Annotated in this window: 13 protein-coding genes; all 13 read left to right on the forward strand. The window is 62.5% G+C overall.

Annotation, left to right across the window (positions count from 1 at the left end):
- Positions 1 to 35: 35 nt before the first annotated feature.
- Entirely contained in the window at positions 36 to 671 is a 636-nt protein-coding gene (locus BLR80_RS10450) for an epoxyqueuosine reductase QueH (protein WP_092079730.1), read from the forward strand.
- Positions 655 to 2,397, forward strand: a complete 1,743-nt coding sequence (locus BLR80_RS10455) for a chloride channel protein (protein WP_171906419.1) — start codon at positions 655 to 657, stop codon at positions 2,395 to 2,397. The genes BLR80_RS10450 and BLR80_RS10455 overlap by 17 nt, the downstream gene beginning before the upstream one ends.
- Before the next feature lie 54 nt (positions 2,398 to 2,451).
- Complete coding sequence (locus BLR80_RS10460; protein ID WP_092079736.1) at positions 2,452 to 3,477, forward strand: DHH family phosphoesterase; 1,026 nt, start codon at positions 2,452 to 2,454, stop codon at positions 3,475 to 3,477.
- Positions 3,474 to 4,541, forward strand: a complete 1,068-nt coding sequence (locus BLR80_RS10465) for an N-acetylmuramoyl-L-alanine amidase family protein (RefSeq protein WP_092079739.1) — start codon at positions 3,474 to 3,476, stop codon at positions 4,539 to 4,541. The genes BLR80_RS10460 and BLR80_RS10465 overlap by 4 nt, the downstream gene beginning before the upstream one ends.
- 171 nt (positions 4,542 to 4,712) lie before the next feature.
- Positions 4,713 to 5,435, forward strand: a complete 723-nt coding sequence (rph, locus tag BLR80_RS10470) for a ribonuclease PH (RefSeq protein ID WP_143012139.1) — start codon at positions 4,713 to 4,715, stop codon at positions 5,433 to 5,435.
- A complete protein-coding gene (gene rdgB / locus BLR80_RS10475) occupies positions 5,432 to 6,061 on the forward strand; it encodes an RdgB/HAM1 family non-canonical purine NTP pyrophosphatase (protein WP_092079744.1) in 630 nt (209 codons plus the stop codon). Before rph ends, rdgB begins: the two co-directional genes overlap by 4 nt.
- Before the next feature lie 5 nt (positions 6,062 to 6,066).
- Complete coding sequence (locus BLR80_RS10480; protein WP_092079747.1) at positions 6,067 to 6,966, forward strand: sensor domain-containing diguanylate cyclase; 900 nt, start codon at positions 6,067 to 6,069, stop codon at positions 6,964 to 6,966.
- Between the two features lie 92 nt (positions 6,967 to 7,058).
- Positions 7,059 to 7,472, forward strand: coding sequence for a nucleoside-diphosphate kinase (ndk, locus tag BLR80_RS10485; protein ID WP_092079750.1), 414 nt, complete (start codon positions 7,059 to 7,061; stop codon positions 7,470 to 7,472).
- 114 nt (positions 7,473 to 7,586) lie between these two features.
- Positions 7,587 to 8,618, forward strand: a complete 1,032-nt coding sequence (gene rlmN / locus BLR80_RS10490; RefSeq protein ID WP_092079753.1) for a dual-specificity RNA methyltransferase RlmN — start codon at positions 7,587 to 7,589, stop codon at positions 8,616 to 8,618.
- A 68-nt stretch (positions 8,619 to 8,686) separates the two neighbouring features.
- A complete protein-coding gene (gene mtnP, locus BLR80_RS10495) occupies positions 8,687 to 9,565 on the forward strand; it encodes an S-methyl-5'-thioadenosine phosphorylase (RefSeq protein WP_092079756.1) in 879 nt (292 codons plus the stop codon).
- Positions 9,562 to 10,476, forward strand: a complete 915-nt coding sequence (locus tag BLR80_RS10500; protein ID WP_092079759.1) for a PfkB family carbohydrate kinase — start codon at positions 9,562 to 9,564, stop codon at positions 10,474 to 10,476. Before mtnP ends, BLR80_RS10500 begins: the two co-directional genes overlap by 4 nt.
- A gap of 58 nt (positions 10,477 to 10,534) precedes the next feature.
- The gene (locus BLR80_RS10505; RefSeq protein ID WP_092079762.1) at positions 10,535 to 11,293 is read left to right on the forward strand and encodes a tetratricopeptide repeat protein; all 759 of its coding nucleotides are present in this window, start codon (positions 10,535 to 10,537) and stop codon (positions 11,291 to 11,293) included.
- Between the two features lie 3 nt (positions 11,294 to 11,296).
- Entirely contained in the window at positions 11,297 to 12,115 is an 819-nt protein-coding gene (locus tag BLR80_RS10510; protein WP_092079765.1) for a purine-nucleoside phosphorylase, read from the forward strand.
- Positions 12,116 to 12,210: the final 95 nt, after the last annotated feature.

A 12,210-nucleotide genomic window follows, 5' to 3' on the forward strand; every position in this document is an offset into this window, starting at 1 on the left:
GGTGACAGCCTCAAAACGCACCGGAGGGAAAAGAGATGATTGCTGAGAGGGCCGCTGATTCCCGTCGCGCCGTGCCAGGGCCGACGCCCCTGTTGCTACAGGTCTGCTGTGCTCCCTGCAGCACCGCGGTGGTCGAACAGCTGCAGCAGGCGGGCTACGCCCCAACCCTGTATTTCTGCAACCCCAACATCCATCCCCTGACGGAATACCAGCAGCGCCGCGCCGAATTGCAACGCTGGTGCTCTCGGCAGAGACTGCCGCTGCTCCTGGCCGACGACCGGCCGGCTGACTGGTTCGCCGCCATTGCCGGGCTGGAAAACCAGCCCGAACGGGGCCGGCGCTGCCACCGCTGCTTCCGCCTGCGCCTGCAGTTGACGGCCCTGTGTGCCCGCCGGCACGGTTTCGGGCTGTTCGGCACTGCCCTGACGGTGTCGCCGCACAAGGATGCCGTTGCCATCAACCGTCTCGGCCAAGCGCTCGGCCGTCAGCTGGGGCTGGAGTTTTTTGTGGCCAACTTCAAAAAACAGGGGGGCTTTCAGCGCAGCCTGGAGCTGTCACGGCAGAATGGTTTCTACCGCCAGCGTTATTGTGGCTGTCAGTTTTCGCTGCAGCAGCGTCAGCGGCAGGATGCGGCCCGGGCTGCCGCTGGCGACCATGGCGACAGTCGCTGAAGATCACCGCCGGCTGCGCCACTGCCGGCTGGTGCTTTATCTGTTGCTGGCGGCCCTGATCGGCCTGGCGACGGGGGCCTTGGCGGTCTGTTTTCGTTATCTGCTGCTGGAGGGTACGGCGCTGCTATGGGACGAACCGGTTGACCTGATCGCGGCGACCGCGCGTCTGCCCTGGTATCAGGTGGTGCTGATTCCTGCGCTGGGCGGACTGGTGCTGGGGCCTGCCGTGGCGCACTTTGCGCCGGAAACGCGTGGTGCCGGCGTTCCCGAAGTCATTGAGGCCGTGGTGGTGCGTGAAGGCAACATTCGCCACCGCACCAGTCTGTGCAAACTGCTGTCGACCTTGCTGTCGCTCAGTTGCGGCGCCTCGGTCGGACGGGAAGGGCCGGTGGTCCACATGGGTTCGGCGGTGGGATCGTCACTGGCGCAGCTGCTGCATCTGCCGGCCGAATGGAAACGGGTGTTTCTGGCCTGTGGCGCCGCTGCCGGTATCGCTGCGACCTTCAACGCGCCCATGGCCGGCATGCTGTTTGCCGCCGAGATCATTCTGGTGGATTTTCAGGTCAGCTATCTCAGCCAGATCGCCGTTTCCAGTGTGGCGGCCACGGTGGTGTCGCACCGCTTTTTCGGCGCGCTGCCGGCCTTTGCGGTGCCGGCTTTTCAGCTGCACAGCTACTGGGAGTTGCCACTCTATTTGCTGCTGGGCCTTTTGGCCGGCGGTCTGGCCATCCTCTTTATCCGCAGCACCTGCCTGGTGGAGGATGTCTTCAGTCGGCTGGGTATCGCCCCGCGCTGGCGGCCGGCCTGTGCCGGTTTGCTGTTGGGCCTGATAGCCCTGGTTCTGCCCCAGGTGCTTGGCGTCGGCTATCCAACCATGAATCAGGTCTTGACAGCACAGATGTTGCCTCTGATGATGGGCGCCGTGCTGCTGGCCAAGTGGCTGGCCACGGCCCTGTGTGTCGGCGCCGGTTTTTCCGGTGGCATCTTTGCCCCTTCGCTGGTGCTGGGTGGTCTGCTGGGTGGCTTGGTGGGCGCCTTGGCCAGTCTGGTGGCACCGGCCTTGGTGGCGCCGCCGCCGGCCTATGCTCTGGTGGGCATGGCGGCTCTGGTCAGTGGCACCACCCTGGCGCCGATCACGGCCATCTTTACCATCTTCGAGCTGACCTATAATTACGAGATCATTCTGCCGCTGATGCTGTGTTGTATCGCCAGTCTTCTGGTGGTACAGAGCGGCTACGGTTTGTCGATCTACGAAACACGCCTGGTGCGTAAAGGGGTGCGCATTGTACGCGGTCGCGATGTCAATCTGTTGCGCTCGCTGCAGGTGGCCGATTTCATGGAGCGTCATTTCGAACAGATTGGCCAGGCCATGCCCTTGGTCGATCTGGTACAACTGGCCCAGGACAGCAGCTATCCCCATTTTGTTGTGGTGGACGAGGGGGGTCGGCTGGTTGGCATGCTGTCCATGCATGATCTGAAGGTCTGTCTCAGTGAGATGGGTGAACTGGCTCATCTGGTGCTGGCGTCGGAAATTATGACGCGTCAGGTGGTGACCATCACTGCCGGCCAGAACCTTGAAACCGCCTTTGAACTGTTCGAGGGCCGGCATATCTCGACCTTGCCGGTGGTGGCCGAGGAGGATGAGCGGCGCGTGCTGGGGGTGCTCAAAAAAAACACCCTGATACAGGCATACAATCAGAATATTCTCAAACTGGGTGGTTTTTGAACCCGTTATGCTGGTGCCGGGCCTTTGTTGCCGGCAAAACAGAGGATAGACCCGATGGATTCCGACCGTTCCCTGTCCTTCAGTGAGCGCATTGTGGCGCGGGCGCGTGGCCGCCGCAACATCCTGATTCTGACACACGACAATCCCGATCCCGATGCGTTGGCCAGTGCTCATGCCCTGGCCCATCTGTTGCTGGCCAAAACCGGTAACAGTCCGCGCATCGCCTGTGGCGGCGTGATCGGTCGGCGGGAAAACCGTACCATGGTCGAACGGTTGCAGATTGCTGTTGAGCCTCTGGCGCGGGTGGATGTGCGCACCTTTGATCTGTTCTGTCTGGTTGATGCCCAGCCGGGTACCGGCAACACCAGCCTGTCGGGTCAGTTGCCCATTGATATCATCATCGACCATCATCCGCTGCGCTGCCGGTCCGAGGATAACCAGATTGTTGATATCCGGCCCGATTACGGTGCCTGCGCCACCATTTTGTTCGAATACCTTCAGCAGCAGAAGGTTTATCTCAACAGCCGGCTGGCGACAGCTCTGTTTTATGCCATTCGTTCGGAAACCCAGGATCTCGGCCGTGAGTGGACGCCGCCGGATCGACTGGCCTACCAGCAACTGCTGCTGCTGAGCAACAACCGGGTGCTGTTCGATATCGCTCACGCCAAGGTGCCGCGCAGCTATTTCGCCAGTTTCAACCAGGCGCTGGAATCGGCGCGGGTCTACCGTGAGGCGCTGGTATTCAATCTTGCGCAGATCCCCCAACCCGATATCGTGGCCGAGATGGCGGATTTTCTGCTGCGCATGGAGGGGGTGCATCTGGTGCTGGGCATGGGCTGGCATCGCGGTGAGGAGGTGTTGTCGTTGCGAACCGATCGCGAGGACTGGCGGGCCGGCACCATCATCCGCCAGCTGGTGGCGGAGCTGGGCACGGCCGGCGGTCATGGCATGATCGCCGGTGGTCAAATCCGCCAGGTGGCGGGTGATGTCTTGGCCCAGAACCAGCTGCAGCAGCTGCTGACGGAGCGGCTTTTTACCGTGCTGGGCTATGATCCCGAGGCCGGCGAGGCACTGTTGTGAACCGCTATGCCCTGATGGCCGGATTGTTGGCATGGCTGGTGCTGGCCGGATCAGCCCAGGCGGTGGTCGAAATTGGCCGTCAGGCGGGTCAAGTCACCCGCATCGAGGAGGTCTACCAGGTCGATCAGGTGCCTTATCTGGCCATTGACGAGGTGCTGTCGGCCTTGGGGTTGACGGGGTTCTGGCATCGCACCCAGCATCGCTACCATCTGAAGCTGCCGGCCGGCACGGCGACCTTTTTCCCCGGTGGTCAGTATCTCAAGATTGGTGAGCGCTTTGTCGCCCTGCCACACCCGGCCCGTTTTATCGATGGTCGCCTGCGAGTGGCTGAAAGCTTTGTGCTGGAGGTGCTGCGGCCGCAGCTCGGGGCCGCGCTGTACTATCGCAATCTTGATCCGCCGCGCCAGCAGGAGCCTGCCGATGCTCTGCTCGATCGGTTGTTTTCCTTCGTGCTGCGCCAGAAACGGCCGGAGGGTGCACTTGGTTTGCGGGGTGTTGCTATCGATCCGGCTCACGGTGGCGATGACGCCGGGGTGATCGCTGGCCGCGTCAAGGAAAAGGACGTGGTGCTGCAGGTGGCGCAGCAGCTGGAACGCCAGATCAAGATGCAGCTGGGTTGTCCGGTTGTGCTCAGTCGCGATGCCGACTACAGCCCGCCAGCTGCCAAGCGGCTGGAGATGCTGCAGCAGCAGCCGGTGGATGCCCTGCTTTTGCTCCATGCCCAGGGCTCCCTCAGCCCCCAGGCGCACGGCATCCATCTGTACGTGGTTGGTGGCGACGCCCTGCCGCCGGGTGCCACCAGCCCGGACAGCTTGCGACTGGCGCTGCAGTTGAGCGCCGCCTTGCGCGAGGCCGGTTTTGCCGTGGCTGAGGTCAGCCAGACCACGCTTTTGTCCCTGCCGCAGGGAGACTTGCCAACGGTGTTGATCGAGTTGGGCTATCTGACCCGTGCCGACGAACAGACCCGCCTGACCGAGACCACCGGCCAGCAGGCTCTGGCCGTGGCCTTGCTTGAGGGTCTGAAAGATTTCAGTACCTATCTGCAGCGGCAGAACCGGCCCTGAGCGGGACCGCAGCTCTTGCACTGGTGCTTTGTCTGGCGGGTGGAAGCGGTATAGCCCGTTTGGACAAAAGAGTAACAAGGCCATTTTTATTTTTACGTGTTCAGCCATGGATTCCGCAGGCTGTTTTTCAACCGTCTGCCCACGAAGGAGAAATGCATGACCGATCTGTTTGTGCGCGTCGATGGCCGTCAGCCCGATGCCTTGCGGCCGGTGCGGTTGCAGCGGCGCTATACCCGCTATGCCGAGGGTTCGGTGTTGGCGGCGTTCGGTGATACCCTGGTACTGTGCAATGCCAGTGTCGAAGACGGCGTGCCACCGTTCATGCGTGGTCAGGGCCGTGGCTGGGTGACGGCCGAATACGCCATGCTGCCGCGGGCGACCCAGCAGCGTAATGCCCGCGAGGCCGCGCGCGGCAAGCAGGGCGGGCGCACCCATGAAATTCAGCGTCTTATCGGCCGTAGCTTGCGGGCCATTATCGATTTCGACGCTCTGGGCGAGCGGACCATCCGGCTGGATTGCGATGTGCTGCAGGCCGATGGCGGTACCCGCACAGCAGCCATCACCGGCGCCTATGTTGCGCTGGCCGACGCCATTGGCGGTTTGCAGGCCAGCGGCCAGATCGTGACGAATCCCCTGCGCGACAGCGTCGCGGCGGTCAGTGTCGGTCTGGTGGCGGGTCGTTGCCTGCTTGATCTCAACTACGCCGAGGACAGCAGTGCCGAGGTGGACATGAATCTGGTGATGACCGGTTCTGGCCATTTTATTGAAATCCAGGGCACCGCTGAAGGGCGTCCCTTTGACGAAGTCGAGCTCGATGGCCTGCGCCGCTTGGGGCGGGCCGGCTGCGCTGCCCTGACGCGGTTGCAGCTTCAGGTGCTGGCGGAGCCGGCATGAAACTGCTGGTTGCCACCGGCAACGCCGGCAAGCTGCGCGAAATTCGCCAGGCGCTGGAGGGCACGGATATTCGGGTGGAAGGCCTGGTTGATTATCCCGGCTTGCAGGTGGCGCAGGAAGATGGCGACAGTTTCGCCGCCAATGCCACCAAAAAGGCTCTCACCATTGCCCGTCAGGCCGGCTGCCTGTGTCTGGCCGATGATTCCGGACTGGAGGTAGCAGCCCTCGCTGGTGCTCCCGGAGTTTATTCTGCCCGTTTTGCCGGGCCACAGGCCACGGATGCCGATAATAACGCCCTGCTGCTGGCGCGGCTGGCCGGGGTGCCGGCCGGCCAGCGCCAGGCGGCCTTTCGCTGCCTGATGGCGCTGTGCGACGCCGCTGGCCGCTGTCGTCTGTTCGAAGGGCGGCTCGATGGCGAGATACTGACCCGGCCGCTGGGCGCGGGCGGTTTCGGCTATGATCCGCTGTTCTGGCTGCCTGGGCAGAACTGCAGTCTGGCGCAGCTTGATCTGGCAGCGAAAAACCGCATCAGCCATCGGGGGCAAGCCCTGGCCGCCCTGCTGGCGGCCCTGCGGCAGGGCGGTGATCCCTTGAGCCAGCAGGAACTTCCTCAGCAGACAGGATAGAGTGCATGGATTTGACACCGGAAAGCTACAAGCAGATGCTCGACCATCTCGGCGAGGCGGTTTACTTTGTCGATCCCGAACGTCGGATTCTGTACTGGAATCATGCCGCTGAACTGCTCACCGGCTATGCTGCCGCCGAGTTGGTGGGGCGACTGTGCGCTGATGGCCCGCTGCACCATGTTGACGAGAAGAATACCCCCCTGTGCCAGCAGCACTGTCCGCTCAAACGTTGTATCGACAGCGGTGAGCCGCAGGAAAAACTGGTATTTCTGGCGCACAAGCAGGGCCAGCGGATTCCGGTGATGGTCAAGACGGCGGCCGTGCGCGATGCCGGGGGCAACATCCTCGGCGCGGTGGAGATCTTCACCGATGCGGCCCCCTGGCTGGAGTTGAAGGAGGTTGAATCGGAACTGCGGCGCCAGACCCTGCTTGATCCGCTGACCGGCATTCTGACAGCCCAGGCCTTTGACGATGCCTTGCAGCGCGAATGGTTTCGCTTCAAACGCTATCGCAACCCCTTTTCGCTGATCGCCCTGGAGGTGGATTATTTCCGCTGTTACAGCCAGGTTTATGGCCGAGGCGCCGCGGATCGGCTGCTGTGCTGGCTGGTGCGGCATCTGCGCGCCTCGCTGCGCCGGGCCGATGTGATGGGCCGGATTGAAAACGATCACTTCCGTGTGCTGTTGTCCTATTCCAGCCGCAAGGCCACACTGAAGGTGGCCGATATGATCCTCGAACTGGTGCGCAGCGAACCCTGTTTGGATCTGCCCTTTGCCATGAGTGTCAGCATCGGGGCGGTAATGGTGGAGGAAAACGAGGACTTGCCCCAACTGTTGCAGCGTCTTGACAAGGCCCTGCAGCGGTCGAAGGATATGGGACACAATCAGGTGACCTTCTGGAGCTGACCGGCGGCGGTTGACTTTTGCCGGCAGCAGTGCTACAAGCCGGCAGTCCGTTTTACCTGTTTTTGACACCTCATCGTAAGGAATGACATCCCATGGAAAGAACCTTTGCCATCATCAAGCCGGACGCCTTTGCCGCCGGTCACGCCGGAAAGATTCTCGCCCGCATCTATCAGGAAGGCTTCAAGGTCGTTGGTCTGAAAAAGCTCTACCTGAGCAAGGTCGAGGCCGAGGGCTTCTACTATGTCCATCGTGAGCGGCCGTTCTTTGGCGAACTGACCGACTTCATGAGCAGTGGTCCCTGCGTTGTCATGGCCCTGGAGGCCGATAACGCCATCATGAAATGGCGTGATCTGATGGGCGCCACCGATCCGGCCAAGGCTGCTGAAGGCACACTGCGGCGTGAGTTCGGCACCTCCATTGGTGAAAACGCTACCCACGGCTCCGATGCGCCGGAAACCGCGGCTTTCGAGCTGTCGTATTTCTTTGCCGGTCTGGAACTGCTCTGATCCGGCAGCACAACGGGTGCACAGGAACGCACACAAAGCCCTTCGGACTGGTCGGGGGGCTTTTTTTCGTCGTGGCGGTGGCCGGAGGCTGTCGCAAACGTCGTACGGGAAGCCATGGAAACGCAGCGGGTTGATATTCGGGGACTGAGCCGGTCGGAGCTGGTTGATTTTCTGACCGGGCTGGGCAAGGAGCGGTTTCGCGCCGAGCAGCTGTTCCGCTGGATTTACAAGCGCGGGGTCAGTGACTTTGCTGCCATGACCGATCTGTCGAAGGTGCTGCGCGAGCAGCTGGAGCAGCGTGCCCTGGTTTCGACACTGATCCCCGAAGCGGTCGAGGTTAGTAGCGACGGCACCCGCAAGTACCTGCTGCGGCTGACGGATGGAGCCAGCGTCGAGGCCGTGCGCATTCCGATGGAGAACGGTCGCGCTACCCTGTGCATCTCGTCGCAGGTTGGCTGTGCCATGGGTTGTGCCTTCTGCCTGACCGGCCAGTTCGGGTTTCAGCGCCATCTGACGGCGGCGGAAATTGTCGGCCAGGTCTGCGCCGGATTGCAGGATGGGCCGATTCAGAATATTGTTTTCATGGGCATGGGCGAACCGCTGCACAATCTCGATGCGGTGGTGCGGGCGCTGGAGATTCTCTATGATCCGGCCGGTCTTGACTACAGCTCCCGTAAGATTACCGTCTCGACCTGCGGCCTGGTGCCGCAGATGGACGAGCTGGGCCGCCGTATCACCGTTAATCTGGCGGTGTCCCTTAATGCCACCACCGATGCCGTGCGCGATGTGCTGATGCCTGTCAACCGCCGCTATCCGCTGCGTGAGTTGCTGGCCGCCTGTCGCCGTTTCCCGCTGCCCGCCCAGCGGCGGGTGACCTTCGAATACATTCTGATCCGCGATCTCAATGACAGTCTGGCGGATGCCCGCCGACTGGTGGCCTTGTTGCACGGCGTCAAGGCCAAGGTTAATCTGATTCCGTTCAATGAGCACGAGGGCGCGGCCTACCGCTGTCCCACAGAGGCCACCATCGAGGCATTTCAGCGCCATCTGCTGCAGCGCGGCCTGGTGGCGGTACGACGGGCCAGCAAGGGGCAGGATATCTCCGCTGCCTGTGGCCAGTTGAAGGGGAAGCTGGAAAAAGCCTGAGGTCTCTGGCACAATACCAGCCTTTGTGGCGCGCCCTCAGCGTGCCTTTATCCACACAAGGAGAATCCATGTCTGAACTGACCCTGGGGGTGATCGGCGGCAGTGGCCTGTACGCCATGGAGGAGCTGACCGAGGTCGAGGAAATCCGCCTGCAGACCCCTTTCGGCGAGCCGTCGGACGCCTATATCTGCGGTCGGCTGGGAGCGGTGCGGCTGGTGTTTCTGCCGCGTCACGGTCGTGGTCACCGCTATCTGCCGTCCGAGGTGCCGTATCGAGCCAACATCTATGGCATGAAGATGCTCGGCGTCGATCGCATTCTGTCGGTGTCGGCTGTCGGCTCTATGAAGGAACAGATCGCGCCCGGTCATATGGTGGTGCCGGATCAGTTTATTGATCGCACCACTGGCAAGCGCGCCAACAGCTTTTTCGGTGACGGCATTGTCGGCCATGTCCAGTTCGCCGATCCGCTTTGCCCCGCATTGGCAGAGAGTCTGTATCAGGCGGCTCATGCCGCCGGCGCTACCGTTCATCAGGGCGGTACCTATGTTTGTATCGAGGGGCCAACCTTTTCCACCCGCGCTGAATCCCGCCTGTTCCGCAGCTGGGACGCGGCGGTGATCGGTATGACCAATCTGCCCGAAGCCCGCCTGGCGCGCGAGGCGGAAATCTGCTATGCCACCCTGGCCCTGGCGACGGATTATGATTGCTGGTACGAGGGCCACGAGGATGTTTCGGTGGAAGCGGTGCTGGCTATTGTGCGGCAGAATGTTGCCATGGCGCGCCGCATCATCGCTGAACTGGCCGGCCGACTGGCCGCCGAACGGCGCTGCGGCTGCGGTGAGGCTGCCCGCTTTGCCGTCATGACCGCTCCGGCGGCCATCGCTCCGGCGGCACGTCAACGGCTGTCTCTGATTCTGGACAAATATTTCAAGGACGAAACGGCATGAGCATTCTGGTGGTCGGCTCGGTAGCCCTCGATTCGGTGGAAACCCCCTTTGGCAAGGGCGAAGAGATTCTGGGGGGCTCCGGTACCTTTTTTTCGACCTCCGCCAGTTTCTTTACCGATGTGCAGCTGGTGGCGGTGGTGGGCGAGGATTTTCCGCCGCAACATCTGGAGTTTCTGCGTCAGCGCGCCATCGACCTGAGTGGCGTGACGACGGCACCCGGTCGCACCTTCCGCTGGTGTGGCCGCTATGGCTTCGATCTCAACGAGGCCCAGACCCTCGATACCCAGCTCAATGTGTTTGCCAGCTTCAAGCCGCAGCTGCCGCCGAGCTATCGCGATGCCGACTATGTGTTTTTGGCCAATATCGATCCCGAACTGCAGCTGGAGGTGCTGCGGCAGGTGGTGCGGCCACAGCTGGTGGCCTGCGATACTATGAATTTCTGGATCGAGGGTAAGCGGGCGGCCCTGCTGGAAACCCTGAAATATGTCGACGTGCTGCTGATCAACGAGGGCGAGGCCCGCCAGCTGGCCGAGGAGGTCAATCTGGTGCGTGCTGCCGCCCGCATCCGCAGTTTCGGGCCGAAGGTGCTGGTCATCAAGCAGGGCGAATACGGCGCCCTGATGTTTAGCGAAGGGGCGGTGTTTTCAGCGCCGGCCTATCCGCTGGAGGCGGTATTCGATCCCACCGGCGCCGGCGATACCTTTGCCGGTGGTTTTTTGGGTTATCTGGCCAGCGTGCGGGATCTGTCGACGGAAACCCTGCGCCGTGCCATTGTGTTTGGCAGTGTGATGGCGTCTTTTACCGTCGAGGCCTTCAGTCTCGACCGGCTGCGCAGCCTGGAATTTGCCGAGGTGCGTGAGCGCTATCAGCGTTTTCGGCTGCTGACCGCCTTTGGTGATCTGGACGACTGAGGGGTCTGGGGCCGTTCGGTGCGGTCCGCCAGGCCAGATACGGGAACGGGAGGGAACCATGAATAGATGGCGCTGTTGTATCGCGGTGCTGCTGCTGTCGCTGCTGGCGGGAGCCTGTGCGCCGGCTGGTCCGACCAGCCGCGAGGTGGCCCGCTCCCATTACCGGCTGGGGCAGTCCTATGTTGCCACGGGTGACTACGCCCGTGCCCTGCAGGAGTTGCACAAGGCGGTGGCGCTGGAGCCGCGTGACGCCCAGAGTCAGGCTCTGCTGGCCCAGACCTATCAGTTGCGCGGTGCTTATGACCAGGCGCTGCAGCACTATCAGCGGGCACTGGCACTCAAGCCGGACGATCCGGAAATCGAAAACAACCTGGCGGCGCTGTATCTTGACCGCCAGGAATGGAACGAGGCCGCCAGGCTGTTTCGCAAGGTGGCCGACAATCTGCTGTTTCCCTATCCGGTGCGGGCCCTGACCGGTCTGGGGGTGGCCCTGAGTCGGGGCGGCGAGCCGGTGCAGGCGGTGATGGCGTTCCAGAAGGCGCTCAGGCTGTTCCCCGGCAATCCGACGGTGCTCTATCTGCTGGGAGAAACCTACTTTGATATGGGCAAGCATGATCTGGCGTGCGATGCCCTGACCCAGGCCCTGCGGCTGGAAGAGAACGACAACGGCATCCGTTTCCTCTATGGTGAAAGTCTGGTCAAGCTCGAACGCTACGATGAGGCGCTGGAGCAGTTTCGTGAAATCGCCAACCGCGAGGACGACACGGCTTTGGGCCGCCAGGCGCGCGATTTGGTCCGTTTGCTGGAAAAAAACTAGCCAATGTCGGTCCCTGCCGCTGACCAGGAGCTGGTGTGTGGCTGCCCGGAACTGGCGCACTGGCCGCGCTGCGATCTGGCTGTCGTGCTGGGGTCCGGCTTTGCCCCTTTGCTTGAACAGCTGCCTCTTGAAGCCTGCTGTGATTACAGTCATCTGACGCCGGTGTCCGCCGTCGCCGGACATCGGCTGGAGGTGGTGCGAACCCGGCTGGCGGGGCGTCAGGTGGCGCTGTTCGCTGGCCGGTTGCATCTGTATCAGGGGCTGACGGCCTGGCAGGCCGGTTTGCCGGTGCGGCTGGCGGCGGCGCTGGGCTGTCGGCGTATTTTGCTGACCAACGCCTGCGGTGCCCTCAGCTCGGCTATCGCACCGGGTGATTTTGCCCTGATCCGCGATCATATCAACCTGCAAGGCGACAATCCGCTGCGCGGCCTGACCGGCGATATCTTTGTCGATCTGAGCCAACTGTATTGCCAGGAGCTTCATGCCATCTGGCAGCCCCTGTTTGCTGCGGCCGGGCTGCAACTGCACCAGGCGGTGCTGGCGGCTGTGACCGGTCCGAGTTATGAAACCGCTGCCGAGGTACGTTTTTTGCGGGCCGCAGGGGCCGATCTGGTCTCCATGTCGCTGGCGGGTGAGGCGATTCTGGCCCGCTATCTCGGTATGGAGGTGGCCGGCCTGTCGTTGGCCACCAACCCGGCGACAGGGCTGACGCCGCAGCCTCTCGCTCATGCCGAGGTGCTTGATTGGGCCGGCCGGCGTGCCAGCGCGCTGGCGCGTTTGTTGCCGCAATTGCTGGCCTGTTGGCCCGAACCGTCAGCCTGACGCCGCTTGCTTTCAGCTTCTTGCCGACCCCTGGCCGGCTTGACAGCCGGCGCTGCCGTGCTAGCCTAGCCCTGTGTGGCACCCTGGCGAAATCA

It is taken from the genome of Desulfuromonas thiophila (genome assembly GCF_900101955.1).
In the GTDB taxonomy this organism is placed as follows: Bacteria; Desulfobacterota; Desulfuromonadia; order Desulfuromonadales; family Desulfuromonadaceae; genus Pseudodesulfuromonas; species Pseudodesulfuromonas thiophila.